Origin of the sequence: Streptomyces spinoverrucosus (genome assembly GCF_006539505.1) — a bacterium.
Classification (GTDB): Bacteria; Actinomycetota; Actinomycetes; order Streptomycetales; family Streptomycetaceae; genus Streptomyces; species Streptomyces spinoverrucosus.
In genome coordinates, this window is sequence record NZ_BJND01000012.1 from 259802 (window position 1) to 286529 (window position 26728).

26 protein-coding genes are annotated in these 26728 nt (G+C 71.3%); 15 read left to right on the forward strand and 11 right to left on the reverse strand.

Translation table 11 applies throughout. The annotated features are described in order from the left end of the window. Positions 1–15: 15 nt before the first annotated feature. Complete coding sequence (locus tag SSP24_RS09460) at positions 16–954, reverse strand: GNAT family N-acetyltransferase (protein ID WP_229864863.1); 939 nt, start codon at positions 952–954, stop codon at positions 16–18. A gap of 102 nt (positions 955–1056) precedes the next feature. Here SSP24_RS09460 and SSP24_RS09465 point away from each other — a divergent pair, with 102 nt between their 5' ends. Further along, positions 1057–1293, forward strand: coding sequence for a hypothetical protein (locus SSP24_RS09465; protein WP_141308832.1), 237 nt, complete (start codon positions 1057–1059; stop codon positions 1291–1293). Positions 1294–1373: 80 nt separating this feature from the next. Here the strand turns inward: SSP24_RS09465 and dapA are convergent, their stop codons facing one another. Then, positions 1374–2312, reverse strand: coding sequence for a 4-hydroxy-tetrahydrodipicolinate synthase (gene dapA / locus SSP24_RS09470; RefSeq protein ID WP_167529548.1), 939 nt, complete (start codon positions 2310–2312; stop codon positions 1374–1376). A gap of 133 nt (positions 2313–2445) precedes the next feature. Between dapA and SSP24_RS42795 the strand changes: the two genes are divergently transcribed. From SSP24_RS42795 to SSP24_RS09500, 7 genes are all read left to right on the forward strand, one after another. Further along, on the forward strand, positions 2446–2622 hold the full coding sequence (locus tag SSP24_RS42795; RefSeq protein WP_167529539.1) for a hypothetical protein: 177 nt from the start codon (positions 2446–2448) through the stop codon (positions 2620–2622). Next, a complete protein-coding gene (locus SSP24_RS09475) occupies positions 2619–3365 on the forward strand; it encodes a hypothetical protein (RefSeq protein ID WP_141308836.1) in 747 nt (248 codons plus the stop codon). The genes SSP24_RS42795 and SSP24_RS09475 overlap by 4 nt, the downstream gene beginning before the upstream one ends. 52 nt (positions 3366–3417) lie before the next feature. Further along, a complete protein-coding gene (locus SSP24_RS09480; protein ID WP_141308838.1) occupies positions 3418–3837 on the forward strand; it encodes a phage holin family protein in 420 nt (139 codons plus the stop codon). Further along, a complete protein-coding gene (locus tag SSP24_RS09485; RefSeq protein ID WP_141308840.1) occupies positions 3834–4331 on the forward strand; it encodes a DUF3618 domain-containing protein in 498 nt (165 codons plus the stop codon). The genes SSP24_RS09480 and SSP24_RS09485 overlap by 4 nt, the downstream gene beginning before the upstream one ends. 143 nt (positions 4332–4474) lie before the next feature. Next, positions 4475–5086: an ArsR/SmtB family transcription factor gene (locus SSP24_RS09490; RefSeq protein WP_141308842.1), complete on the forward strand. Its 612-nt coding sequence runs from the start codon at positions 4475–4477 to the stop codon at positions 5084–5086. Positions 5087–5117: 31 nt separating this feature from the next. Continuing rightward, complete coding sequence (locus SSP24_RS09495) at positions 5118–5855, forward strand: SRPBCC family protein (RefSeq protein WP_141308844.1); 738 nt, start codon at positions 5118–5120, stop codon at positions 5853–5855. 27 nt (positions 5856–5882) lie between these two features. Continuing rightward, entirely contained in the window at positions 5883–6422 is a 540-nt protein-coding gene (locus tag SSP24_RS09500) for a GNAT family N-acetyltransferase (RefSeq protein ID WP_141308846.1), read from the forward strand. A 65-nt stretch (positions 6423–6487) separates the two neighbouring features. Here the strand turns inward: SSP24_RS09500 and SSP24_RS09505 are convergent, their stop codons facing one another. Further along, on the reverse strand, positions 6488–8314 hold the full coding sequence (locus SSP24_RS09505) for a DUF8508 domain-containing protein (RefSeq protein ID WP_141308848.1): 1827 nt from the start codon (positions 8312–8314) through the stop codon (positions 6488–6490). 306 nt (positions 8315–8620) lie between these two features. Here SSP24_RS09505 and SSP24_RS09510 point away from each other — a divergent pair, with 306 nt between their 5' ends. From SSP24_RS09510 to SSP24_RS09525, 4 genes are all read left to right on the forward strand, one after another. Continuing rightward, positions 8621–10051 carry a hypothetical protein gene (locus tag SSP24_RS09510; RefSeq protein WP_141308850.1) on the forward strand — a complete coding sequence of 477 codons (1431 nt, stop codon included), beginning with the start codon at positions 8621–8623 and terminating at the stop codon, positions 10049–10051. Between the two features lie 193 nt (positions 10052–10244). Beyond that, positions 10245–11690, forward strand: coding sequence for an alkaline phosphatase PhoX (locus SSP24_RS09515; RefSeq protein WP_141308852.1), 1446 nt, complete (start codon positions 10245–10247; stop codon positions 11688–11690). Positions 11691–12034: 344 nt separating this feature from the next. Next, positions 12035–13624, forward strand: a complete 1590-nt coding sequence (locus SSP24_RS09520) for a TROVE domain-containing protein (protein ID WP_141308854.1) — start codon at positions 12035–12037, stop codon at positions 13622–13624. Positions 13625–13745: 121 nt separating this feature from the next. After that, entirely contained in the window at positions 13746–14318 is a 573-nt protein-coding gene (locus tag SSP24_RS09525; protein ID WP_141308856.1) for a TetR/AcrR family transcriptional regulator, read from the forward strand. A 167-nt stretch (positions 14319–14485) separates the two neighbouring features. On the opposite strand, the gene SSP24_RS09530 is transcribed toward SSP24_RS09525, so the two are convergent. The 7 genes from SSP24_RS09530 to SSP24_RS09565 form a co-directional block, all read right to left on the reverse strand. Further along, the gene (locus tag SSP24_RS09530; RefSeq protein WP_141308975.1) at positions 14486–15712 is read right to left on the reverse strand and encodes a TerD family protein; all 1227 of its coding nucleotides are present in this window, start codon (positions 15710–15712) and stop codon (positions 14486–14488) included. A gap of 293 nt (positions 15713–16005) precedes the next feature. Next, complete coding sequence (locus SSP24_RS09540) at positions 16006–16995, reverse strand: zinc-dependent alcohol dehydrogenase family protein (protein ID WP_141308860.1); 990 nt, start codon at positions 16993–16995, stop codon at positions 16006–16008. Further along, complete coding sequence (locus SSP24_RS09545) at positions 16992–17834, reverse strand: carbohydrate ABC transporter permease (protein ID WP_141308862.1); 843 nt, start codon at positions 17832–17834, stop codon at positions 16992–16994. Before SSP24_RS09545 ends, SSP24_RS09540 begins: the two co-directional genes overlap by 4 nt. After that, positions 17831–18772 carry a carbohydrate ABC transporter permease gene (locus SSP24_RS09550; RefSeq protein ID WP_141308864.1) on the reverse strand — a complete coding sequence of 314 codons (942 nt, stop codon included), beginning with the start codon at positions 18770–18772 and terminating at the stop codon, positions 17831–17833. The genes SSP24_RS09545 and SSP24_RS09550 overlap by 4 nt, the downstream gene beginning before the upstream one ends. Beyond that, the gene (locus tag SSP24_RS09555; protein WP_141308866.1) at positions 18769–20139 is read right to left on the reverse strand and encodes an ABC transporter substrate-binding protein; all 1371 of its coding nucleotides are present in this window, start codon (positions 20137–20139) and stop codon (positions 18769–18771) included. The genes SSP24_RS09550 and SSP24_RS09555 overlap by 4 nt, the downstream gene beginning before the upstream one ends. A gap of 79 nt (positions 20140–20218) precedes the next feature. Beyond that, positions 20219–20986, reverse strand: a complete 768-nt coding sequence (locus SSP24_RS09560; RefSeq protein ID WP_167529549.1) for a DeoR/GlpR family DNA-binding transcription regulator — start codon at positions 20984–20986, stop codon at positions 20219–20221. Between the two features lie 304 nt (positions 20987–21290). Beyond that, entirely contained in the window at positions 21291–22115 is an 825-nt protein-coding gene (locus tag SSP24_RS09565) for an NAD-dependent epimerase/dehydratase family protein (protein WP_141308870.1), read from the reverse strand. A gap of 230 nt (positions 22116–22345) precedes the next feature. On the opposite strand from SSP24_RS09565, the gene SSP24_RS09570 reads away from it, so the two are divergent. Together SSP24_RS09570 and SSP24_RS09575 are read left to right on the forward strand one after the other, a co-directional pair. Continuing rightward, positions 22346–23287, forward strand: coding sequence for a 5-dehydro-4-deoxyglucarate dehydratase (locus tag SSP24_RS09570; RefSeq protein ID WP_141308872.1), 942 nt, complete (start codon positions 22346–22348; stop codon positions 23285–23287). Further along, entirely contained in the window at positions 23284–24447 is a 1164-nt protein-coding gene (locus SSP24_RS09575) for a hypothetical protein (RefSeq protein WP_141308874.1), read from the forward strand. The genes SSP24_RS09570 and SSP24_RS09575 overlap by 4 nt, the downstream gene beginning before the upstream one ends. Here SSP24_RS09575 and SSP24_RS09580 read toward each other — a convergent pair. Further along, on the reverse strand, positions 24384–25616 hold the full coding sequence (locus SSP24_RS09580; RefSeq protein ID WP_141308876.1) for an MFS transporter: 1233 nt from the start codon (positions 25614–25616) through the stop codon (positions 24384–24386). The genes SSP24_RS09575 and SSP24_RS09580 overlap by 64 nt on opposite strands. 131 nt (positions 25617–25747) lie before the next feature. Between SSP24_RS09580 and SSP24_RS09585 the strand changes: the two genes are divergently transcribed. Further along, on the forward strand, positions 25748–26347 hold the full coding sequence (locus SSP24_RS09585) for a TIGR03086 family metal-binding protein (protein ID WP_141308878.1): 600 nt from the start codon (positions 25748–25750) through the stop codon (positions 26345–26347). Positions 26348–26728 lie beyond the last annotated feature (381 nt).

The following is a 26728-nucleotide window of genomic DNA, read 5'->3' on the forward strand; positions in this document are numbered from 1 at the left end:
GCCCGAGAGGCCTCCTCAGTAGAGGATCGACGGCAGGTACGCCCCGGCGGGCTCGTTGTAGAGGCCGATGGTCATCAAGCTCATCAGTTGCACAACCCTGAGGCCGTTCGCGAGCCCCCATTGCAGCAGCAGGCTGTTGCTTGCGGGCACGAGGATGCCGGGGCCGCCAAAGGCGGGAGCCGAGGCGATCAGGGCCTGGAGGCCCGTGGTCGTTTCGGCTACCGCGTGCGCGAAGAAGGCCAGATCCGTGGCGTAACCGGTGACGCGCCCCTCGTCCTCGACCACCCGGGCCGTGCCTTGTTTCAGCGCGTCGGCGACCTCGCCGCCACGGTCGACGCCGTGTACCCGACGGCACACGTCGTTGCAGGCGGCGAGGTCCGCGTCCGTGGCCTCCCGAACTGTAAGCCCAGCCACTGTGCGCAAGATCGCTGGTCCCTGCATGCATGCCAGCGTCTCCCGGAACACGAACCCCAGGCTTGCGTACAGCGAGAACGATCTGGTGTGGTAGCCGCTTTGCAGCAGCCGCAGGCCCGGCACTCTGCGCTCGGCGGACCGTTGCATCACGTCCCGCATCAGCCGGCGGCCAACACCTCGGTTCTGCATGGCGGGATCGATGGTGATGGGCCCGACACCGACAACGGGCGAGCGCTCGTCGAGGAAGTTGCTCCCCACGATCCGCCCGTCGAACTCGGCGACGACACTGTAGAACCCCGGGTGGGTCAGGAACGCCTCGATCAGTGCGATGCCCACCTCGGGACTGGGTACGTCGGGGGGAAACGCGTGCTCACGGGCCAGCCCGGCGAAGGCCTCGAAACAGATCCTGCCGCATTCCGCGGCATCGTCGGCGGTACCCGGGCGCAGTACAAGATCCACGACCGCCAGCCCCTTCCATAGCTCCATAGCCTCCTGGGTGATCCGCCCCTCCCTGTCATCTTCCTCTCTCTCGGTGATCACTTAAAAGGATTACTGTCCGTTACCTCGGGCGGCCCTCGGCAGATGAATCCGGTGGACCCAGTGTCCGATCAGATGCCGAAACGGTGAGACGAGGACTGAGCAATGACGAACGAGCGGGCGAGGATCGCGGCGCGTCGGGTGACCGGTGTGGTGACCCTGGCGACGATGTGCTGGCTCCCGACCGGTGCCGCGCACGCCGACGAGACCAACAAGGCCTCGCACAACGGCCCGCGGATCGGCCTGGTCAACCTCGGCCAGGTCGACGACCCGATGGAGGACGTGCTGGAGCACTTCCGGGTGGTCGGCGACGAGCAGACCACGGAGAACGCCGCGGGCTGATCCGTCCCGCCGCGAGCACCGAGGCCCGGGCCCCTCACCGGGGGCTCCGGGCCTTCGTGGTCACACTGCGCAATCGCGGGTCATGCAGAAAGGTGTCGCTCGTCCGCCGTCCGTTCCTCGTACGTCGCCAGCTCCCGGTACGCCGCCAGCAGACCGTCCGTCGCCTCGCGGCCCGCCGGGCGCAGGGGCGGGCGGACCGGGCCCGACGGCAGGTCCAGCGCGGCCAGCAGCGCCTTGGCGGTGACCGTGCCGGGGAGGCCGGCGGACATCATCGACTCGATGAGGGGAACGGCCCGCAGCTGGCGGCGGGCCGCGCGGGCCGTGTCGCCCGCGTCGAAGTCGTCGAGTACGGCGCGGATGTGGCGGGGGATCACATTAGCCACGGTGCTGACGCAGCCCGCCGCGCCCACCGCGTAAAGGGCGAGATTGTGCTCGTCGCAGCCCGCGTAGTACGCCAGGTCCGTGCGGGACAGGACCTTCTGGGTGCCGAGGAAGTCGTACGAGCAGTCCTTGACCGCCACGACGCGGGGATGCTCGGCGAGCCGGATCATTGTCTCCGGTTCGATGCGGGTGCCGGTGCGGCCCGGGATGTCGTACAGCATGAGCGGCAGGCCGGACGCGTCCGCCACCTCCCGGAAGTGTGCTTCCACCGCGTCCTGTGGCGGCCTGCTGTAGTACGGGGTGACGACCAGCGCGCCGTCCGCGCCCGCCTGCTCGGCCTGAAGCGTGAGCTCGATCGTGTGGCGGGTGTCGGAGGTGCCGACGCCCGTGACGACGGACGCGCGATCCCCCACCGCTTCCCGGACCGCCCGGACGAGCGCCGCCTTCTCGGCGTCGGACGTGGTCGGCGATTCGCCCGTCGTGCCGCTGAGCACCAGCCCGTCGCAGCCACGCGACACCAGCCGCTCGGCGAGCCGCTGCGCGCCGTCGAGGTCGAGCGCACCCGCCTCGGTGAAGGGCGTGATCATCGCGCAGAGAGCGCGGCCGAAGGGCGGGGCGGGGGAGGCGGTGTTCGTCATGGGAGTAGTGTCGGCAGGGGGATCGTGTAGATCCACTTAAATTTTCTACGACGTATGCGTAAGCCTTCCTACGATGCGGTGACGGGGGCGGAGCGCAGGGCGCTATGGGCAACCCCGCCCCTCATGGGTCACCATGGCCGGGACGGTCCACCACCACCTGGTCCTGGGAGGCGTCATGAAGCTCGGCAAGGCACTCGCCACCGGAGTCGCGGAGGAGCAGCCGGTCGCTCACGAGGAGGAACTCGAACTCCCCGTGGAAATCGAGGACTTGGCGGAGTCCGCGCCCGAAGAGGTGCCGACCGCCCGATGAGGCTGCGGCTTCCGGAGGAACGTCCGACGGAGCCGCCGACCGGCTACAAGATCGCCCACCCGGTGCTGTCGCAGGACGGCACCCGGGCCGGGTTCACCGGTGTGTCGCTCGGCGGCGCGCTGCCGTACGGGGTCGTGGCCGACGCGTCCTGCGTCTACGGTCTGCGGCACGCGGCGCCCCACCGCCGTTGTGACTGCGGTTTCCACTGCGTGCACGATCGCTCGGTGGCCGAGGGGCTGCTGTGCACCGCCGAGCACCGGACGGCGGTGCTCCTGAAAGTGCTGGTCCTCGGGCGTTACATCCGTTTCGAACGCGGTTTCCGGTACGCCCGCCAGAGGGTGCGCACGGCGACCGTCGGCCCCTGCGCCTGCGGTACCACCGCCGCCGCGCTGGCCGACGCGGGCTGGGGCAGGCCCGGCTGGCACGCCCTGGCCCCGTCCTGCGCGGGCTGCCTGCGCGGCCGTACGTCCGTCTCCCTCGCCTCCTTCGCACGGCTGGCCGGGGAGGGGCTGCGGGTAGTGGCGGGCGCGGGGGCGGGGGCGGCAGCGGGCGCTTCCGGGGCGCCCGAACGGTCATCGACCGGCCCCGGCGAAGCCGGCCTGCCGCCCGCGTCGCCGCCCGCCGACCTCGGCGTACCCGAACTCGTCGCCGAAGCCGCCCTGTTGCAGGCCCGCCTCGACTGGTTCCAGGCCCAGCTCGCGCGGCTCGGCCGGCGCGGTGGCGGGGACGTGGGGCACGGGTAGCGAGGGCCGGTGCGGGTACCCGGTGTTCCGAACCGAGAGGAGGCGGAACACCGTGACCGGTATCCCGGACACCAAGCCCGTGGCCGAGGAGCACCACTCGGTGGGCGAACTCGTCGGCCAGGCAACCGAACAACTCTCCCAGCTCGTACGGCAGGAAGTGCACCTCGCCAAGGAGGAGCTGGCCGAAAAGGGCCGGCGCGCGGGTCGCGGCGGCGGACTCCTCGGCGCCGCGGGCGCCGTCGCCTACGCCGGGCTGCTCGCCCTCGCCGCCACGGCCGCCGCCGCGCTCTCGCTGACGCTGCCCGTCTGGGCCGCGGCGCTGATCGTCACCGGCGTGCTCTTCGCGCTCGCCGGACTACTGGCCGCGACCGGCCGCGCCCAGCTGCGCCGCGCGGCACCGCCCACGCCCGAGGAGACCCTCGGGAGCGTCAGGGCCGATGTCGAGGAGATCAGGGAAAGGGCACATCGATGACAGACAGGACGACGCGGGGGAGCGGCGCCAAGGGGCCCGACGAACTGCGCCGACAGATCGCGCAGACCCGCAGCCAACTCGGCGACACGATAGAGGAGTTGGCGGAAAGGGCGGACGTCAAGGGCCGTGCCAGGGCCCGCGCTGCCGACCTGAAGGACAAGGCCGGTGCCATGACCGTCCAGCTGCGCAGCACCGCCGCCCACGCCGGCCACGCCGTTCAGGGCAAGGCGGCCCAGGCGGGGCACGCGGTGCAGGGCAGGGCCGCCGAGGCGACGCACGCGGTGCAGGGCAGGGCCGCGAAGGCGAGCCACGCGGTGCAGGGCAGGGCCGCCCGGGCGAGTGAGGCCGTGGAGCACGGTGACATGCCGCGGCCGGTGCGTACGGTCGTCCAGGCCGGGCTACGGCATCCCCGGCCGGTGCTGGTCGCCGGGGCGGCGGTCGGTGCGGTGCTCGTCGCGGCGGCGGTGCTGCGGCGGCGGCACTGCGGGCGGTAGGTGACCGGAGCGCTGGTCGGCGCCTGAGCGCCGGTCGAGAACGAAGGCTGGTCGGTGGATGTACCGGCCGGCCTTCTTCATGGCCCGCCACCGAAAACTCCAATCGCCTGGACAAAAAAAGTTTTCGGTGCCAGGGTGGAGGCATGCTGGACGTGACCGTGATCGAGGACCCCGAGGCCGCAGCCGTCTGTCTGGACCCCGTGCGGGCCCGGCTGCTCGCCCGGCTCGCGGACGGCCCCGCGTCGGCCGCGATGCTGGCCGGCCAGGTGGGGCTGCCCCGGCAGAAGGTGAACTACCACCTCAAGGCGCTGGAGCGGCACGGCCTGGTCGAGCTCGCGGGGGAGCGCCGCAAGGGCAACGTCACCGAGCGGCTGATGCGTGCGACCGCCGCGTCGTACGTCATCTCACCGCTCGCCCTGGCCGCCGTACAGCCCGACCCGGACCGCTTCCGGGACCAGCTGTCCGCGCGCTGGCTGCTCGCGCTCGGCGCGCGGCTCGTGCGGGACGTCGGCACGCTGATCTCGGGCGCGGCGAAGGCCCGCAAGCGGCTCGCGACATACGCGCTCGACGGCGAGGTGCGGTTTGCCTCGGCCGCCGACCGGGCGGCGTTCGTCGAGGAGCTGACGGCGGGCGTGACCGCGCTGATCCACAAGTACGACGCCCCGGATGCCGAGGGCGGCCGGGATCACCGGATCGTCGTGGCCGTCCACCCCACGGTCAAACCCCAGCCCCCTGCCCCTGAACTCGACAGCTAGTACCGCTGGTACCACCGCCACAGGAGCCACCATGTCCAAGGAATTCGAGATCGCCCGAGAGTTCGAGGTCGACGCCACGCCCGAGCAGGTGTGGGAGGCCATCACCACCGGCACCGGCGGCTGGCTGTGGCCGATGGAGGCGCCCGAGCCGCGGAAGGGCGGCAAGGGACCCTTCGGATCCGAGGTCATCGCCTGGGATCCGCCGCACCGGTACACCAACCGTGTCGAGGACGTCGAGGGCATCTCCGAGCAGACCCTCAACCAGCTCGACTACACCGTCGAGCCGCGCGACGACGGGCGGCGGGCCTGGGTGCGGTACGTGCACAGCGGGATCTTCGTCGACGACTGGGACAACCAGTACGACGGCGCGAGCAAGCACACCGACTTCTACCTGCACACCCTGCGCGAGTACCTCACGACGTTCGGCGGCCGGCCGGTCGTCGCCTTCGCCACCTTCGACGGACCCGAGGCATCCGGCACGCCCGACGCCCTCGACACCGTCGCGCGAGCGCTCGGACTGGCGGACGACACCGCCCAGGGCGAGCGGGTCCAGGCACGCGGACCCGAGGGACAACTCCTCGACGCCGTGGTCGACTTCCGCAACCCGTACTTCATCGGGCTGCGCACCGACGACGCGATGCTCCGCTTCTTCGGACGCAACCACTGGGGCTACCGGGTCGGAATGTCGGTGCACGACTTCGCACCGAGCGCCGACGCCGAGGCGGACGAGGCCGCCTGGCAGGGCTGGCTGAACGGCGTGTTCAGCTAGTCCGTTTCGTTCGGATAGCGTGCGCGGATGGAAGATCTGGGAATCGCGGCTTGGCCGCCTGAGCCGATCAGGACCGAGCGGCTCGTGCTCCGTGAGCCCGAGGCGCGGGACCGTGCGGCGTTCATCGAGCTGCTCGCCTCGTCGGAGGTGCACATCTACCTCGGCGGTCCCCGGCCGCGTGAGGAGCTTGAGCGCGAGATGCCCGAGGTGCCCGAGCGGTGGCCCGGGAGCTTCGTCGTTGAGCTCGACGGCGCGATGATCGGCCAGATCCTGCTCAGGAGAGCAACCGGGCACCGCCGCCCGGCTGCCGCGGGGAAGGCCGATCTCGGCTACCTGTTCCTGCCGCGGGCGTGGGGATGCGGGTACGCCTTCGAGGCGTGCGCGGCGGCACTCGACTGGCTCGCCGGCGTGCTTCCCGGCGAGCCGGTGGTGCTCGCCACCCAGAGCGCCAATGTCGCCTCGATGCGCCTCGCGGCGAAGCTGGGGTTCACCGAGGTGGAGCGGTTCGAGGCATGGGGCGCCGAGCAGTGGCTCGGTATGCGGTCCCCGGTCACGCCGTCCAGTTGAGTTCGGCCTGTCGTTTGGATCATGGCGGCGTCCAAACGACAGGCCCTGGCCCTGATCGCAGGCGGTTACGGGTGGAACCGCAGCACCTGCGGGTCGTGGTCGCTGATCTGGTCGTGGAACTCGGCGTTGATGTGCACGCTGTCGTACTCGAAGTCGCACCCGCGCCGGATGGACGGGCTGATCAGGATCTGGTCCAGCGTCTGGCTGTTGCCCTGGTAGACGTACGAGTAACGCTCGCTCCTGGGCAGCGACTTGATCGCCGACCACAGCGCGCCGTCGCCTTCGAGGATCTCCACCGTGTCGGAGAACTCGAAGTCGTTGATGTCGCCGAGCGTGACGACGTCCGCGTTCTTCTGGGTGTCCAGGATCTGCTTCACGAACGTGTTCACCGCCGTGGCCTGGAGGTGGCGCTGGGTCTCCGAGCTGCGGGTCGGCGGCTGGTACTGGGCGTGCAGCGACTGGTCGCCGCCCTTCGACGCGAAGTGGTTCGCGATCACGAAGACCGTCCTGCCCCGGAAGACGAACTCCCCGACCAGCGGCTTGCGGCTGTCCTCCCAGGCCGCGTTCGTCGGGTCGATCCGGCCGGGAGACACGGTCAGGGCCGCCTTGCCGCGCACCTTGGTCACGCCGGTGGCGGTCGTGGCGTCGCCGCCCGGGCGGTCGGTGAAGGACACCCGCTGAGGGTTGAACAGGAACACGTTGCGGATGTTGCCGCCGGGCTGGCCGCCGTCCTCGCCGTCCACCGGGTCGACGGAGCGCCAGTCGTAGCGCGGGCCGCCCGCGGCGACGATCGCGTCGATCAGCTTCGACATCGTCTGGTCGGCGCCGACCGTGCCGTCGTTCTTCGTGCCGTTGTTGTCCTGGATCTCCTCCAGGGACAGGATGTCCGGCGACTGGAGGTTGTGCACGATCGCGGCGGCGTGCTCGTCGAACGTGCCGTCGGCCGGGTCGAGGTTCTCGACGTTGTACGTCGCCACCGCCAGCTCGCCGCGCCGCTGCTTACGGGTCGTCTCGCGCTCCAGGCCGCCCTGCTCCAGGGTGCCGAGCTCGCGCGCGACGAGGGTGTAACCACCGAACTGGGTGTAGTCCAGCGGGCCGGTCGTGGTGCCGGTGAGCACGTCGCCGACGTTCGCGTCCGGGAAGTCGGAGGCCTTGCCGAGGGACTGGATCTGCAGCCGGCCGGTGTTCTGCGAGGCGTAGGAGCCGTAGACCGCGCCGCCGTGGCGGCTGGCGTTCTCGCGCGGCTTCACCGTGACCCACAGCTCGGTGTACGGGTCGGTGGCGCCGACCACGCGGGTGTTGGCGACCTGGACGTTCATGCCCTCCAGGGACTCGTAGTAGTCCAGGGCGTACTTCGTCGGCCGGAGCGTCAGGCCGTTGATGGAACCCTTCGCCGCCGGGTCCCCGGCCGGGGCGTAGGCGTTCGGCACGGACCGGGCGTCGATCACCGTGGCGGCCGGGACGGCGTTGCCGCTGGACACGACGGTGATCGTCGGCCGGGTGATCTCGGTGAGCGCCTGGTTGCCGGAGGAGGTGCCGCCCGGGACGTACTCGGACACCGTTCCCGACACAGTCACCGAGTCACCGACGGCGACCTTCGGGGTGGAGCCGGTGAAGACGAAGATGCCCTCACTGGTGGCCGGGTCGGCGTCCGCGCTCGGGTCCTGGATCCAGAACCCGCGCGACGAACCGTAGGTGCGCACGCCGGTGACGATTCCGGCCACGTCGGTGACCTGCTGACCGGCGTACGGGGATATCCGCGTACTGCCCTGGATGTCATGGATGCGCACCGCGTCCGCGTGCGCGGGCGAGGCGATGACGACGGTGGACGCCGCGGAACAGACGGCGGCGACGGTGAGCGCGGCAAGGCGCGCGGAAGACTTGCTCGGCAACGGGATCCCTCCGGGGACGTACGTGAGCGCCGGGACGAGGGTGGAACGAAAAAACAGTGACGACGCGCGTAGAAACCGTGAACGGAGTGAACACCTGTCCCCCCAATTTCTACGCGCGTCAATTTCCTGTGTACTCAGGCCACTTGTCAAGGTTTCGGCCATGTACGGCGCCCGACGGGGAGATGAACCGGGCGGCATGGGGTGAAATCCGTCTAGGCTGAGCGGCTGAGTCGTACGACGACTTTCGGGGTCGTACGACGTCCAGACGGTCGTACGGCCTTCCAGGCGCCCTAGGAGATCTCCCCGATGTCAGACAGCTCCCCCCTGCCGCCGGTGCGGCTGACCTCCGAAGCTGAGCTGGCGCGCGACGCGCTGTCCACGCCGTTGCTGTCCCGGGCCGCCCGGCTCGCCCGCTGGGCCGGGCCCGAGACCCGCGTGCACGCCGGGGGCGCACTGGTCGACGAGCAGCTGCCCGCCGCGGCCGAGGTGCTCGGGCTGAGCGGGGACGACGCGGCGGCGCCGGCCGGCGAGGCCTGGCGGGTGGCCGTGGACACCGGGCTGGTCGAGATCGTCGACGAGGCGGCCGGCACGGTCACGGCGGGCGAGGAGCTGGCGCAGCTCACCGGCGGCTCCCCGCACGAGGTGCTCGACGTGTGGCTGGGCGCCCTGGAGACGGTGCTCGCCGATGCGAGCGTGCCCGACCTCGACGACCTGGCCGAGGCGATGGCCGAGGACGGCCGCGTCGACACGTCCGCGCTGGACTGGGACTTCGAGGCGGAGTCCGCGTTCCTCGACGGCGTGCTCGGCAACCTCTACCTGCTCACCGTCAGCGAGGACGGCCCCGGCGGGGCGGCGGTGCCGCTGCCCGTGCTGGCCGCGTCGATGATCGTGCCCAATGACATGGCCGAGCCCACCAACGACGTCCTGGAGCAGGTGTCCGACGCGATGATGCGGCTGGACGACCAGTTCCGGGTGCTGCAGCCGGTGGGGCTGGTGGAGTACCAGCCGGTCGACGAGACGCTGATGGCGGACACCGAGGATGCCGGGGACGCCGGGGAGGAGCCCGACGCCGACGTCTCCCGGTACGGCATGGTCCGGCTCACCCCGCTCGGCCTGTACGGGCTGCGGGCGCGGCTGCTGGAGGCCGGTTTCGACGCACCCGCCGTGGGCGAACTGGCCGACAAGGGCGCCGACGCGCTGCTCGACGGAACGGCCGTCTTCGGGCCGCGGGCCGCGCAGGCCGAGACCGAGCAGTGGCTGGCCCGCCGCGAACCGCTCGCCGCGGCACGGGAGTTGCTCGCCGCCGCCCGGGGCGCGGACTCCGGCGCCCCGCTGCGCCGGCTGCGCTGCCAGCAGGCTCTCTCCCTCGTCGGCCCCGACGCCGAACCCGCCCTGCGGGACGTCCTCGACGACCCCGAGCTGGGTGGTCTGGCAAGGGTCTGGCTGACGGAGCACGGCTGTACGGACGTACCCGCCCCGTCCGAGTCGATGATCTTCTGGCTCACCGTGGACACCCTGGCCGCGCAACTCGCCGCCGAGGGCAACTCCGAGGAACTGCGCGGCCTGGTGGAGGGCCTCGCGGAACAGCACAGCGGTTTCTTCGCGGCGGCCTGGCGGGTGGACCATCCGGCCACGGCGGACGTCCTGGAGGCGATGGGGCGCATCCACCCGGACAAGAGGATCGCCAAGGAAGCCAGGAAGGCGGCGTTCAAGGCGCGGTCGCAGCACGGAGGTTGACGGTTTCTGACGTTGCGGGGGCGGTTGCCAGCCTTACGTGGCCGGATTGCTCCCCGTTGGGGCGTACGCATTCATGGAAGCGAGCCCTGTGGTGTCGCTCGGTGTTCAAGTGGGGTTCATGGGCGGGCGACAGCGTTGCGCCGACCCGAGGTCCGCCACCCTCCACGGCACTCGCCCCGTCACAGGAGACAGCATGTCGCTCACTCGCAGGGACTTCGCCAGGACCACCGCGATCACCGGCGCCGGTGTCGCACTCGCGGGCAGCGTCGGCGCGCTCGCCAGCGCCCCCGGCGCCCTCGCGTCCGCCGAGACGGAGACCACGGGCCAGGAGTCCGCGGCCAGGCACGGCGGCGTCGGATACGGCCCGCTCGTCCCCGACCCCGACGGCATCCTCGCGCTGCCCGCCGGTTTCTCGTACAAGATCCTCACCTACGCGGGCAGGACCAAGCTGGAGTCGGGCGAGTTCACCCCCGCCGAGCACGACGGCACCGCGACCTTCCCCGGCCCGCGCGGCACCACCCTCCTGGTCAACAACCACGAGATGGACGGCCCGCGCGACGAGCAGGAGTACCCCGTACCGCTCATCGACGGCCTCGTCTACGACCCGGCCGCCCCGGGCGGCTGCACGGTCGTCGAGGTGCGCCGCGACGGCCGGGTCGCCGAGTGGGTCGGCATCGCCGGCACCGCCAACAACTGCGCCGGCGGCTCCACCCCCTGGGGCACCTGGCTGACCTGCGAGGAGAACTCCGACCGGGCCGGCGAGAACGGCATGACCAAGGACCACGGCTACGTCTTCGAGGTCGACCCCTGCGACCGGCGCGCCAACCGCGACCCCAAGCCGCTGAAGTTCTTCGGCCGTTACGACCACGAGGCCGTCGTCATCGACCCCAAGCGCGGCCACGCCTACCTCACCGAGGACGCCGACGAGCCCAACGGCCTGTTCTACCGCTGGACCCCGCCGAAGGGCTTCGAGTACGGCCACGGCAAGCTCCGCACCCTCGCCGACGACGCCGGTGTCCTGCAGGCGCCCAAGTGCTACAACTCCGGCGGCCACTTCGTCGACGACCTCTCCCGCGCCACCAAGGTCGGCACCGTCTACGGCGTCGACTGGGTCGATGTCCCGGACCGCGACGCCAGGACGGTCTCCGTGCGGGAGCAGTTCGGCGAGGGCGAGATCACCCGCGCCCGCAAGCTGGAGGGCATGTGGTGGGGCGACGGCGGCGCGTACATCGTCTCCTCGTACGCCCGTGAGGAGAGCCCCGTCCAGCACGACGGCCAGGTCTGGTTCTACGACCCCAAGCGCCGGACACTGACGCTGAAGGTCCTGCTCGGCGTGAACCCCGACCCGGCCAAGGACGGCGCCTTCGACGGCCCCGACAACATCACCGTCTCCCCGTACGGCGGCCTGGTCATCGCCGAGGACGGCGACGGCATCCAGCACCTGTTCGGCGCCACCGACAGCGGCCGTACCTACCCCATCGCCCGCAACGACCTGAACATCGGCACCGAAGAGGAGCCCGAGTACAGCGAGTTCACCGGCGTCACCTTCTCACCCGACGGCAGGACCCTGTACGCCAACATCCAGGAGCCGGGCATCCTGCTCGCCATCACCGGCCCCTGGAAGCGCCAGAAGCGGTAATTAATTCGCTCGCCGGTCCCGTGCTGCGCCTCCTACAGTGAGAGCACAACGTCACGCACCTCCCGGTGCGAAGGCGGCGGCTACTTCTCTGAAAAGAATCCACGCCGCCGCCGTTTTGATCTCGGGAGGCGCAGCTTGTGGTGGGTGCCCGGTGCGCAGGCAGCGGATACTTCCAGGACCTGGTGGGAGACCGTGCGGGTTCGAATCCCGTCATCGACTCAGGGTCGATGTGGCGGAATGGGCAGACGCGCCAGGGTATGCACCGTCGCCGATTTCGATCTCGGGCACACCTCCTCTCGCTGCGCCTCCCTCCGAAACACGGAAAGAATTCGGGGGAGTTCACCATGGCGCGATTCAACACCAGGGCCGCCAAGGCGCAGCCGACCTCGCGGGTGACGTCGACGGGGCGCGTCCTGCGTACCTTCCAGGGCGGCCGGGGCCATGAGCGCGACGCGCGCTCCGAGCTTTTCCTGCTCGCCGTCTCCAACTTCGTATCGCAGCAGACCTTCTACGAGACCGGCGCCGACCGCGACGACCGGTTCGCGCGCCTTGTGCGCGAGCTCGCCGTCACCGACCCGGCGTGGACCGCGGGGCTGCTCGGCTGGCTGCGCGGCGCGGGCAACCTCCGTACCGCATCGGTCGTGGGCGCCGCCGAGTACGTGAAGGGGCGTCTGGAGGCCGGTGCGAGCGACGGTCCGTCGAACCGTCAGGTAGTCGACTCCGTGCTCCAGCGCCCCGACGAGCCGGGCGAGTTGCTCGCGTACTGGACCGCGCTGTACGGCCGTAACATCCCGAAGCCCGTCAAGCGCGGCGTCGCCGATGCCGTACGACGGCTCTACAGCGGAAAGTCGCTGCTGAAGTACGACACCGCTTCCAAGGGTTACCGCTTCGGCGACATCCTCAACCTGGTGCACGCGGCGCCGGACCCGGACAAGCCGTGGCAGGGCGAACTGTTCCAGTACGCCCTGGACCGCCGGCACAACCCGGACACAGCCGTGCCGCCCGCCTCGGACCGCGTCCTCACCGCGCACCGTGAGCTGATGGCGCTGCCGGTCGAGGAGCGGCGGGCGGTCGTCACCGCGCCGGACGGCGCCGAGCGGCTCGCGGCGGCCGGGATGACCTGGGAGGCGCTGGCGGGCTGGCTCCAGGGGCCGATGGACAGGGCGGCCTGGGAGGCCGTGATCCCGTCCATGGGCACCATGGCCCTGGTCCGCAACCTGCGCAACTTCGACGAGGCCGGGGTGTCCGACGAGGTCGCGGCGCAGGTCGCGGCCCGGATCAGCGACCCGGCGGAAGTCGTACGGTCGCGGCAGTTCCCGTTCCGGTACCTGGCGGCGTACCAGCACGCGCCGTCGCTGCGCTGGTCGTACCCGCTGGAGCAGGCGCTCGGCCACTCGCTGGCCAACGTGCCCGCGCTGCCCGGCCGGACGCTGGTGCTCGTCGACCGCTCGGGTTCGATGTTCTACTCGCAGCTGTCCGACCGGTCGGAGCTCAACCGGGCCGACGCGGCGGCGATCTTCGGCACGGCGCTCGCGCTGCGGGCGGCGGACGCGGATCTCGTCGAGTTCGGGACGAGCAGCAACCCGGTGCCGTTCCGCAAGGAGGAGTCGGTGCTCAAGGTGCTGGAGCGGTTCGGCGACCTGGGCGGCACCGACACCACCGAGGCGGTACGCCGGCATTACCGCGAGCACGACCGGGTGCTCATCGTCACCGACGAGCAGTACGCCTACAGCCGCCACGGCGACCCGACCGAGCAGGTCCCGTCGCACATTCCGGTCTACACCTGGAACCTGGCCGGGTACCGGGCGGGCCACGGCCCGTCCGGGAAGGGCAACAGGCACACGTTCGGCGGGCTGTCGGACGCGGCGTTCCGGATGGTGCCGCTGCTGGAGGCGGCGCGGGACGCCGACTGGCCGTGGGTGTCGACTGGTTGATCCATCCAGGGGTTCCTTGATGCCGAGGGGCACCGGATGAGGCCCACGGGCGGCGGGTACACCGTCCGTGGGCCTCATCAGTAGCATCGGGGAGAGTCTCCGGTTTGCGAGGAGTTGCTGGATGGCGCAGGTCAAGCCCATGCGTGCGGACGCTCGGCGGAACTACGAGCGGTTGCTGAAGGCGGCGGTGGAGGCCTTCGCCGAGCATGGGGAGGGTGCGTCGCTCGATGACATCGCCAAGCGGGCGGGGGTCGGGTCCGGCACGCTCTACCGTCACTTCCCCACGCGCCGGGCGCTGTTGGAGGCCGCCTACCTCGACCGGATCGAGGCGCTCGCGCTGCGCGCCGACGTGATCGCGGGGGAGCTGCCGCCGGGTGAGGCGCTGGTGGAGTGGCTCAATGAACTGGGCCTGGGCATGATCCAGGTCCGTGGCCTGAAGTCGCTGCTGGGTTCGGCCGTCACGGACGAGGGCTCGGCCTTGGCCACCGCCTGCGGTACCAGCCTCAGGCGAGCGGCGGAGCGACTCGTGCGGGCGGCGCAGGCGGAGGGGACCCTGAGGGCGGACGTCGAGCCGATCGAGATCCTGCGGCTGACGCACGGGGTGGCGACGGCGTCGGAGCTGGCGGACGGGGAGGGCAGGGACATCCGGCGGTATCTGTCCCTGCTGATGGAGGGACTGCGGGCGGTGCGGTGAGTGACGTCCCGGCGGGCCGTGCGCATTGTCAGGTGTGGCAGCCGCAGTCCGACGCGGTGGCGGCCCGTTTTCGGGTGATCGGCCAGGACGTGCGCCGTGCCCACCCCGAGGACGCGGAACCCCGGGGTGGGCACGGCGCTCGCACGCTGCTCCGACCGGCGTTTCTCCTACAGGGCCTGCGCCGCCGGCTTGACCATGTTGCGGACCGTGCGGGCCTTGACGAAGTCGCCCATGGCCGTCATCTCCCACTCGCCGGAGTACTGGCGGATCAGCTTGGCCATCATCACGCCGGTCTGCGGCTCGGCATTGGTGAGGTCGAAGCGGACGAGTTCCTCGCCGCTGCCCGCGTCGATCAGGCGGCAGTAGGCCTTGGCGACCTCGGTGAACTTCTGGCCGGAGAACGAGTTGACCGTGAAGACCAGGCCGGTGACCTCCTGCGGGATGCGGCCGAGGTCGACGGTGATCACCTCGTCGTCGCCGCCGCCCTCGCCGGTGAGGTTGTCGCCGGAGTGGCGGATCGCGCCGTTCACGATCTGGAGCTTGCCGAAGTAGCAGCTGTCGATGTGGTTGCGCTGCGGGCCGTACGCGATGACCGAGGCGTCCAGGTCGATGTCCCGGCCGCGGTACGCCGGCTCCCAGCCGAGGCCCATCTTGACCTGGGAGAGCAGCGGGCGGCCGCCCTTGACCAGGGAGACGGTCTGGTTCTTCTGGAGGCTGACGCGGCCCTTGTCGAGGTTGATCTTCCCGGCGCCGGGGGCGGCGGCGGGGGCCGGCGGGGCCGCCGGGGGTGCGGCGGGCGCCGCGGGCGGGGTGAGGTGCGGGTTCATGGCCGGGGCGGGCGGGGCCACCGGGGGCTGCATGGGCGCCGGGGGCGGGGTGACCGGCTGGGCCGGGGCGGCCGGTTCCTCCACCGTCACGCCGAAGTCCGTGGCGATGCCGGCCAGGCCGTTGGCGTAGCCCTGGCCCACCGCGCGGGCCTTCCAGGCGCCGTTGCGCAGGTAGATCTCGACGACCACCAGTGCCGTCTCGGTGCCGAGCTGCGGGGGCGTGAACGTGGCCAGGACGCTGTTGTCGTCCGCGTTGCGGATCGTGGCCGTCGGTTCGATGCCCTGGAAGGTCTGGCCCGCGGCGTCCGGACTCGCGGTGACGACGATCTTCTCGATGCCCGGGGGGAGGGCGGTGGTGTCGACCGTGATGGCGTCGGGGGCTGCGCCGCCGCCGGAGCGGTAGGCCACGCCGGGGCCGCTCGGCTGGTTGTAGAAGATGAAGTCGTCGTCGGAGCGCACCTTGCCGTCGGCGGTGAGCAGCAGGCCCGATACGTCGAGCCGCACCGGGGCGGCGACGTCCACCGTCACGCGGGCGGTGGAAAGAGGGATGTTCGAGCCGGGGGTCATAGCTGTCATGCCCGGTCAACGAGCGGGGGTGCTTTACCGTTCCCTTACCGAGCGGCCGATCGGGTCCCCGGCGGTTCGGGGCGGGCAGATGGGTTTCGCCCCCGCCGCCCCTACCCGTCCCTCCTCCAGGGGCTCCGCCCCTTCGACCCCGCCAGGGGGCTCTGCCCCCTGGACCCCCGCTCCTCAAACGCCGGAGAGGCTGAGATACCCAGCCCGTCCGGCGTTTGAGGACGAGGCCCTTCAGGCCGAAGGGGGGTCTGGGGGCGCAGCCCCCAGCAGCGGTCGGAAAACCCCTACGGCACCACGACGATCTTCCTGCCGACACCGGACGCGAACTGATCCAGGGCCTGCGGATAGCTGCTCAAGGGCAGGCGGTCGCTGATGAAGATCTCGGGGTTCAGGACACCGGCCGCGAACAGCTCCGCCGCGCGTTCGAAGCTGTGCAGGACCGCCATCGAGCCGGTGATGGTGATCTCCTGGTTGTAGATGCGGTACGGGTCGATCGTCACGCGCGTCGCGTAGTCCGCCACCCCGAACTGGAGGAACGTGCCCGCCTTCGCCACGCGGTCCAGGCCGTCCTGGATCGCCGCCGCGTTCCCGGTCGCGTCCACCACCACGTCCCAGCCCTGCGGACGGTCCAGTTCGTCGGCGTTGGCCGCCGACGCCGACACGCCCAGCTTGCGTGCCGTCTCCAGCCGGGCCGGGTTGACGTCCACCACGTCCACGCTCGCCGCGCCCGTGCGCTTGGCCAGCTCCAGCATCATCAGGCCCATCGTGCCCGAGCCGTAGATCAGGACGTGGGCGCCCAGGCGGGACTGCAGGACGTCGTAACCGCGAACCGCGCACGACAGCGGCTCGACCAGTGCCGCGTCCTGGGTGCGGATGTGCTCGGGGAGCTTGACGCAGTTCGCCACGGGCGCCACCGCGTACTGGGCGGCGCCCCCCGCCGTCGTCACGCCGATCGCGGCCCAGCGCTCGCAGAGGTTGTTGTGTCCGGTACGGCAGTAGCGGCACTCGTAGCAGTACAGCGACGGGTCGACGGCCACCTGGTCGCCGGGCGACACCTCGGTGACCTGGGTGCCGACGGCCACCACCTCGCCCGCGAACTCGTGCCCCGGCACGATCGGCAGCTTCGGTGCGAACTCCCCCTGCAGGATGTGCAGGTCCGTCCCGCACAGGCCGCACGCCGCGACCTCGACCACGACCTCGCGCGGCCCTGGCGTCGGGTCCGGGACCTCGGCGACGACGGCCTTGCCCACGGACTCGATGACGGCGGCCTTCATTTCACGGCTCCCAACGACAGGCCCTGGACCAGCTTGTCCTGGGCGGCGAACCCCGCGGCGAGCACCGGCAGGGAGATGACGAGCGACGCGGCGCACACCTTCGCCAGGAACAGGCCCTGGCTGGTGATGAAGCCGGTCAGGAAGACGGGGGCGGTCTCGGCGACCACGCCCGTGAGGACCCGGGCGAACAGCAGCTCGTTCCAGCTGAAGATGAAGCAGATCAGGGCGGTGGCGGCGATGCCGGGCAGGGCCATCGGGGCGATCACGCGGGCCAGGATCGTGGGCAGACGGGCGCCGTCCACGCGGGCCGCCTCGATCACCGCCACCGGGACCTCGGCCAGGAACGACTGCATCATCCACACCGCGATCGGCAGGTTCATGGAGGTGTAGAGGATGACCAACAGCCAGATGTTGTCCAGCAGTCCCGCGTTCTTGGCGAAGAGGTAGATCGGCAGCAGGCCCGCCACCACGGGCAGCATCTTCGTGGAGAGGAAGAAGAACAGTACGTCGGTCCACTTGCGCACCCGCCGGATCGACAGTGCGTAGGCCGCCGGGAGCGCCAGGAGCAGGACCAGAAGGGTCGAACTCACCGATGCCACCGTCGAGTTGATCAGCGACGGCCAGGGGCTCGCCCCGCCGCCGGTCCCGAAAAATTCGCGGTAGCCGTCGAGGGTGAGCGCGGCGCCGAAGGACGGCGGGTTGGTCGCCGCGTCCTGTTCGGAGTGGAAGGACGTCAGTGCCATCCACGCGATGGGCAGGAAGAAGACGATGCCTGCCAGCCAGGCCACCAGGCCGAGACCCAGGCCTTTACGGCGGGCATGCAGGGCTGCGGTGCTCATGCGCGGGACGCCTCCTCGCGGAACAGGGACGACACCACGCGCAGGGCGAAGGTCGCGATGATGATCGAGCCGATGACGACCAGGACGCCGGCGGCCGAGGCGAGGCCGTTCTCGTGGGCCTGGTAGAAGCTCTGGTAGACGGTGTAGGGGAGGTTCGCGGTGCCCAGGCCGCCGGATGTGATCGTGAAGACGGCGTCGAAGTTCTGCACGATGTAGATCGAGCCGAGCAGGGCTCCGAGTTCGAGGTAGCGGCGCAGGTGCGGGAGCGTGAGGTGGCGGAAGATCTGCCAGTCGTTCGCGCCGTCCACCCGCGCGGCCTCGATCTGCTCCGCGTCACGGCTCTGCAGCCCGGCCAGGATGATCAGCATCATGAACGGGGTCCACTGCCAGACCAGGGAGGCCTCGACCGCGAGCAGCGGGGTGGTGGAGATCCAGTCCGGCTGTGGGCCGCCCACATAGTGCAACAACCCATTGAACAGGCCGTATTCGGGGTTGTAGAGCACATGCTTCCACAGCAGTGCCGCCGCGACGGGGACGACCAGGAACGGCGCGATCAGCAGCGTGCGGACCACGCCCCGGCCCTTGAAGCGCCGGTCCAGCAGCAGTGCCAGCACCAGGCCGAGGAGCAGGCTGACCAGGACGACGGTCACGGTCAGCAGGATCGTCGTCCACACCGAGTTGCGCAGGTCGGCGTCGGTGAGGACGTGGCGGTAGTTGTCGATGCCGGTGAAGCGGCGGGCGTCGGGATAGAGGGCGTTCCAGTCGAAGAAGGAGATCACCAGCGTGGCCACGAACGGCAGCTGGGTCACGGCGATCATGAAGATCAGGGCGGGCAGCAGGGGCGCCCGGGTGGCCCAGGCGCGCAGCCGGGCCGACGGCTGGTGGTTCTGCCTGTGCACGGACGGTGTGGCCACGGGGGCCGTGGTGGTGGCGGTCATCGTCCCTCGTACTCCTCGGAGATCCGCTCGGCGAGCTGCTGGGACTTCTTCAGGGCCTCCTCGACGGACTGTCGTCCGGCGATGGCAGCGCTGATCTCCTGGGAGACCTTGGTGCCGAGGTCGGTGAACTCGGGGATGCCGACGAACTGGATGCCGGGCGCGGGACGCGGCTGCACACCGGGGTCGTTGGGCCGGGCGCCCTCGATGGCCTCCTTCGTCATCTCCTGGAAGGCGGCGGCTTCGGCGCGGTAGTCGGGGTTCGCGTACGTCGACGCGCGCTTGCCCGCCGGTACGTTCGACCAGCCGATCTGGTCGCCGACCAGCTGCTCGTACTCCTTGCCGGACGCCCAGGAGACGAACTGCCAGGCCTTGTCGGGGTTGCGGGAGGCGTTCTGGATGCCCCAGGCCCAGGTGTAGAGCCAGCCGGAGGACTCGGTCTGCTCCACGGGTGCGGGGGCGTAGCCGACCTTGCCCTTGACGGGGGAGTCGGCGGACTCCAGGGAACCGGCCGCGGAGGTGGCGTCGTACCACATGGCGACCTTGCCCTGGGTCATGTTGTTGAGGCACTCGGCGAAGCCGGACTGGGCGGCGCCGGACTCGCCGTGCTCACGCACCAGGTCGACATAGAACTTCGTCGCCTTTTCCCACTCGGGGGAGTCCAGCCGCGCCTTCCAGTTCTCGTCGAACCAGGTGCCGCCGAAGGTGTTCACCACGGTCGTCAGCGGTGCCATGACCTCGCCCCAGCCGGGCAGGCCGCGCAGGCAGATGCCCTTCATGCCGGGCTCGGCGCCGTCGACCTTGGCCGCGAGGTCGGCGACCTGGGTCCAGGTGGGGTGCTCGGGCATGGTGAGGCCCTGCGCCGCGAACACGTCCTTGCGGTACATCAGGAAAGACGACTCGCCGTAGAAGGGCTGGCCGTAGAGCTTGCCGTCGTCGGCGGTGAGGGACTGGCGCATCGGCCCGAGGACGTCCTGTTCGTCGTACGCCGGGTCGTCGGCGACGTAGGTGTCCATCTCCTTCAGCCAGCCGTTGCGGGCGTAGATCGGTATCTCGTAGTTGGAGAGGGTGGCGACGTCGTACTGGCCGGCCTGGTTGGCGAAGTCCTGGCTGATCTTGTCGCGGACGTCGTTCTCGGGCAGGACGGTGAAGTTGACCTTGATGCCGGTCTCTTTGGTGAAGTGGGCGGCGGTGAGCTTTTGCAGCTCGACCATCTGTGGGTTGTTGACCATCAGGACGTTGATCGAGTTGCCGCCCGATCCTGCCCCGCCCGCCCCGACCCAGCAGCCGGAGAGCAGCGGGGCGAGCAGCGTCCCTGCGGCGGCCATGGCGAGCGTGGCTCGCGGCCTCCGTCGGCTCTGGGTTCGCATGGATCGCTCCTGAACATTTGGGGAGATAAGGGGCATTGCTGGGCGTGGGGGTGTGCCCTATAGGGGGTGAGTTGGATTTTCAGACGCGGATGACCTGAGGGCCGAGCAGTGAGTAGCGGTGTGCTTCGGCGGTGGGCAGCAGGGTGCTCGTGACGATCGCCTCCAGCGCGCCGACCTCCGCGAACCGGCAGAAACTGACCGCCCCGAACTTGGTGTGCACGCCCGCGAAGACCGTGCGCCGCGCGGCCCGCACCGCCTGCGCCTTGACCTCGCTGACGGCCGGGTCGGGGGTGGTCAGACCGTGCTCCCGGGAGATGCCGTTGGCGCCGATGTAGGCGAGGTCGACCACGAAACCGGCGAGCATCTTCGTCGTCCAGTGGTCGACGGTGGCCAGCGTGCCCGAGCGGACCCGGCCGCCGAGCAGCAGCACCGAGAAGCCCTCCGCCTCGGCGAGCGCGCCCGCGACCGGCAGGGACGCGGTGACCACGGTCAGCGGCCGGTCCCTGGGGAGTGCCTCGGCGATGAGCTGCGGGGTGAAGCCCTCGTCGACGAAGACCGTCTCGGCGTCCCCGAGCAGCTCGGCCGCGGCGGCCGCGATCCGGCGCTTCTCGGGGACGTGGCTGGTGGCGCGGAAGGCGAGGGTGGTCTCGAAGCCGGCGCTCTCCACGGGGTAGGCGCCGCCGTGGGTGCGGCGGACCAGTCCGTGGTCCTCCAGGGCGCGCAGATCCCGCCGTACGGTCTCCTTGGCCACGCCGAGCTGGGCGGCGAGTGCGGTGACGTCGACGGAGCCGGTGGCGCGGGCGGCGCGTACGATTTCGCGCTGCCGTTCTTCTGCGGTTCGGTTCATCTCGGTCACCCGCCTTCTCGCCGCGCTGCCCGTTCGGGCCCTATGGGGGAAGTTTCTACAGCGGGTGCGGGGTTGTGACCAGGTCTGTTATGGGGTTGATAGTGCCCGGGTGTGCCCGTTCGGTCTTGGGTGCCGAAGGTTGTGGGGGGAGGGGTTGTGTGTCGTGTGCGGGTGCGTCGTGGCTGGTCGCGCAGTTCCCCGCGCCCCTGAGGGTGCTGTCGGACCGTTTCTTGAGGTGTGCCCGGACGTGTGGGTGGGCGGGCCCGTTTTCTGCCCGCCCGCCCCTGTCGTGGTCGGGATTTCGTCAGTACGGCCAGATCGGCGGGGCGGTCACGAAGTGGCCGCCCAGGTAGGCGTGTGCCTCGTTGGCGGGGTCCAGGTCGCCCTGTTCGGCGATCAGCTTCTCGGCGTACGGCTCGGAGTCGTCCTGGGGTTCGTAGCCGAGCGCCCGCGCGGTGGACAGGTCCCACCACAGGCGCGTGTTCGCGGAGGAGCCGTAGACGACCGTGTGGCCGACGTTCTCGGCGGTCAGGGCCGCGTGGAAGAGGCGGGCGCCGTCGGCGGGGCTCATCCACACCGAGAGCATGCGCACGCTGGTCGGCTCCGGGAAGCAGGAGCCGATGCGGACGGAGACGGTCTCCATGCCGTACTTGTCCCAGTAGAACTGCGCGAGGTCCTCGCCGAAGGACTTGGACAGGCCGTAGAAGGTGTCCGGGCGGCGCCGGATGTCGATCGGGATCAGCGCGCTCTCATCGAGAGGTGTGTCGCCCTGGGGGCGTGGGGTGTAGCCCACCGCGTGGTTGGAGGAGGCGAAGACGATGCGGCGGATGCCCTCCTCGCGGGCGGCCTCGTACAGGTTGTACGTGCCCTCGATGTTCGCCTTGAGGATCTTCTCGAAGGGGGCTTCCAAGGAGATGCCCGCGAGGTGGATGATCGCGTCGACGCCCCGCACCACCTCGCGCAGGGCCGTCCGGTCGGCGAGGTCCGCGGTGATCGCGTCCGGTGCGCCCTCGATGGGGCGCAGGTCGAGCAGGCGCAGTGTGTACCCGTGCGCCGGGAGCAGGTCCCGCATCAGGGTGCCGAGCCCGCCGGCGGCGCCGGTGAGCAGAACGGTGCGGGGAGCGGGCATCCTCGGGTCTCCTTGCGGGGCTCCTTGGGTGAACGGCCGTATGTATGCACGGCATTCACATTCGTGGACACGCTAAGGAGCGAGGCCGTGCCAGTCAAGGGGCGCGCCGAGGTATGAAATCCGCTGGTGTACTGGGGGTTGACCGGCTTGACCCCTCCCAGGGGGCCACCTTAGCGTGAACGCGTTCAGGAATGTGGACGCAGAGCATGAATATGGACCTTGGAGAGCCCGTGACGCCAGCTCCGCTCGCCGCCCGCCTCAGCGTCCCCAGCGGACCGCTGTTCTTCCCGGTCACCGCCTACCGGCCCGACGGTTCCCTGCACCTCGACGCCTACCGGGCACACGTCCGCCGCGGGGTCGACGCCGGCGCGGCCGCCGTCTTCGCGTGCTGCGGCACCGGCGAGTTCCACGCGCTCACGCCGGAGGAGTTCGAGGCCTGCGTCCGCGCGGCGGTGGAGGAGGCGGCGGGGCGCGTGCCGGTGGTCGCGGGCGCCGGATACGGGACCGCGCTCGCCGTACGCTACGCACGCCTCGCCGAACGGGCCGGGGCGGACGGGCTGCTCGCCATGCCGCCCTACCTCGTGCTCGCCGGGCAGGAGGGCCTGCTGCGGCACTACCGGGAGCTCGCGTCGGCCACCGCCCTGCCCGTCATCGTCTACCAGCGCGACAACGCCATCTTCACCCCCGAGACCGTCGTGGACCTCGCCCGCACGGACGGGATCATCGGCCTCAAGGACGGCCTCGGCGACCTGGACCTCATGCAGCGGATCGTGAGTGCGGTACGCACCGAAGTCCCGGGCGACTTCCTCTACTTCAACGGACTGCCGACCGCCGAGCAGACCCAGCTCGCCTACCACGCCATCGGCGTCCCGCTCTACTCCTCGGCCGTGTTCTGCTTCGCCCCCGAGATCGCCCTCGCCTTCCACGCCGCCCTGAACTCCGGCGACGACCGCACCGTCCGCCGCCTGCTGGACGGCTTCTACCGGCCGTTCGTCGAACTGCGGGCTCAGGGCCGCGGCTACGCCGTCGCCCTCGTCAAGGCGGGCGTACGGCTGCGCGGGCTCGATGTGGGCGAAGTACGGCCCCCGCTGCACGAACCGAGCGAGGATCATGTCAAACAGCTCGCTCAGGTGATCGAGCGTGGGTACGCGCTGCTGGAGGAGGACGCGTGAAGGCATCGGCGTTCGTCTACCCCTGGGACGTCAACGGGGACCCGGAGGCACCGGCACGGATCGCCGCGCTCGGCGTGGACCAGGTGACGCTCGCCGCCGCCTACCACTCCACGCGCGCCCTCACACCCCGCCACCCCCGCCACCGGATCGTCACCGCAGAACACGCCGCCGTGCTCTACCCCACGGACGCCCGCTGGGAGGGCCGCCCCCTGCGCCCGTACCCGGCCGGGGACTGGGCACCCGGCGACGCGTACGGCGAGGCGGCGGCCGCCCTCGCGGACGCCGGACTGGAGGTGCACACCTGGGTGGTCCTCGCGCACAACTCCCGCATGGGCGCCGAGCATCCGGACACCTCCGTCGTCAACGCCTACGGCGACCGCTACCCATGGGCGCCCTGCATCGCACAGCCCGCCACGCGCGCGTACCTCGTGGAACTGGCTGCCGAGGCCGCCGTACGGCCCGGTGCGCGCGGCACCGAGCTGGAGTCCCTCGGCTGGTACGGCCTCGCCCATCTGCACGCCCACGACAAGACCGCGGGCGTCGGCCTCGGTGACGCCGGGCAGTACCTGATGTCGCTGTGCTTCTGCCCCGACTGCCGGGCGGGCTACGCCGCACAGGGCCTCGATCCCGACGAGCTGGCGGACGCCGTACGCACCGCACTGGAACCGGTGTGGCAGGGGGCGCCCTCCGACGGCGGCTGGCCGGGTGTCGAGAAGCTGCTCGGCGAGACGAAGGCGACCGCCACGCGCGCGTGGCGCGACGACACCGCACGCACCCTCCAGGAGGCGGCCGTCGCGGCCGTCCGCGCCGCCGCACCCGACGGCTTCCAGGTCCTGTTGCACGCGGACCCGGTGTCGTACCACTGCGGCGCCAACGCGGGCGTGGACCCGGCGCACATCCTGTCCGTCGCGGACGGTGTGGTCGTGCCGTGCACGGGCGGGGCGGGCCTGCTGACGCCGTTCGCCGAGCAGGGCCGGGACGGTGCCGTGCTCGCCGCCAACTTCACCGTGGTCTCCGGGATGGGCGGACGCCCCGGCACCCTGGCCGAGGACGCCGCACGCGCGCGTGCCCTCGGTGCCACGGAACTGCGGCTGTATCACGCCGGGTTGGCGTCGGACGGCGACCTGGCGGCGGTGCGGGCGGCGCTGAACGGCAGCTGAAGCGGCGTCAGAAGCAGAGCTAGCCCCAACAGCACGAGCAGCGGCTGGTGGGGGAGCAGCTCGACCAGGGCGGCCCCCACCGCAAGGCCCAGCACGTTCGGCACGAACATCAGGGTGCTCGCCGTGGCGGCGGTACGGCCCAGGAGGGCGTCCGGTGTGCCGTGCTGTACGGCGGTCAGGGCGGCGATCAGCACACAGGGCAGCCCGGCGCCGATCGCGACGCTGCCCGCCCAGGCCGCCGGGTCGTACGGCACCGCCCGCAGCGCCACCGCGACGCCGGTGAGCGCGACCCCGGCCGCCGCGAACCGGCGTTCACCCAGCCGACGCAGGGCGGGGCCGGAGGCCAGGCCGACCGCGACCGACCCGAGGCCCTGGAGGGCGGCGAGGACACCGGCGTACGCCGGGGGGTGACCCAGGCGCTCGACGACGGCGTACAGCAGGGCGCCGTTGAGACCGGCGAAGAGCATGGTGGTGCCGCCGGTGAGGACGAGCGGGCGGAGGCGCGGGTGGGTCCAGAGGTGGCGGACGCCCTCGGACGTGCGTGCGCGTCGGCCGCCGGTGGGCGGGCGCTCCCGGACGCGCAGGGCGGCGTACAGGGCCGTGGCGAGCACGAAGGTGGCCGCGTCCAGCAGGGCGACGCTCGGCCCGCCGTACGCCGCGTAGACGCCCGCTCCGGCGAGCGGGGCGGTCAGCTTCATGCCCTCGGTGACGGTCATGCGCAGGCCGTTGAAGTCGCCGAGCAGGTCCGGGTCGAGCGCGGTGGCGACGAGCGCCGACTCGGCGGCGTCCTGGACGACGCCCGCCGCGCCGTACACGAACAGGACCGCGAACAGCAGCCACACGTCACCCGGGGAGTCCACCGTGAGGAGGGTGGGCAGGAGTGCCGCCATGAGCAGGTTTGTTCCGATCAGCAGGGGGTTGCGGCGAACGCGGTCCGCCAGGGTGCCGAGGAGGGGACCGGCGAGGGTGGGCGCCCACATGGCGAGCAGGGTCAGCGCGGCGAGGCCGTCGGAGCCGGTGAGGTCCTTGACCCAGACGCCGGTGGCCAGCCACAGGGCGGAGGTGCCGAGGCCGGAGATCACTGTGCCGGTGAGGTAGAGGGTGGCGGTGCGGTTGCGCAGGAGGCGGGGGAGGCCGGGGCGGGGGTGGGGCGGGGTCGGGCGGGTCATGCCTGGTGATCGTGGGTCTAAGGCGCGGCGGGACGGATCGGGCAGGTGCCGTAGAAAACGGCACGGACGACCGATGACTTCCGGCGCCGCTGTCGGTCTACCTCCCAAGACGCCACCCCTGAGGAGCACCGATGACCACCGACCCGCCCCCCTTCGACTTCGGCCCGCAGACCCGGATCGTCGCGCGCCTCGCCGCCGGGGTGACCGACGAGCAGCTCACGGACCCGACGCCCTGCCCGCGGATGGCGGTGCGCAACCTGCTGGGGCACCTGGTGGGGCTGACCGTCGCCTTCCGGGACGCCGGCCGCAAGGCCCTCGGCCCGACGACCGACACCAGCCCGGACGAGACCGTGCCGGACATCGGCCCCGGCTGGCGCGAGGAGCTGCCCAAGGTCCTCGACGAACTCGCCGACACCTGGCGCGACCCCGCCGCCTGGACCGGCATGACCCGCGCGGGCGGCGTGGACCTGCCCGGCGCGATCGCGGGCGCGGTCGCGATCAACGAGCTGGTAATCCACGCCTGGGACCTCGCCCGCGCCACGGGCCAGCCGTACGCCCCCGACCCGGCGGCACTGCGCTCGTCCTACGACTTCCTCATCACGGCGGCCGACGACCCCATCCGCGACGACACCCTCTTCGGCCCGATCGTCACGGTCCCGGAGGATGCGCCACTGCTGGACCGGGCGGTGGGGTTGAGCGGGCGGGATCCGGGGTGGGGGCGCGGGGCGTGAGGTTGGGTGGGGCGGGGTGGGGGTTGTGGCGCGGATGGTGCGCTTCAGCGGGTGTGGACGGGTGGGCGGTGACGTGAGCGAGGCGGACCCTGGTTGCTGGGCCCGCAGTTGAGGTCGAGCGGGCGGGCGCCGGGTGTGGACGCGTGGGCGGTGAGGCTGGGCGAGGCGGACCCGGGTCGCTACGCGGACGTTGAGGCCGAGCGGGCGGCCCCCCCAGCGCGGGGACGCGCGGACGGTGACCCCGTCAAGGGGACGGAACCCGAGGTGGGCGAGTGCGCGGGGAGCGGGGGCGGACGGCGGGGACGCGCGGACGGTGATGCCGAGTGGACGGGGCCAGGGGCGACGCGTGGACGGTCAGCGGGGCGGCCGGGTTCGGGGGTG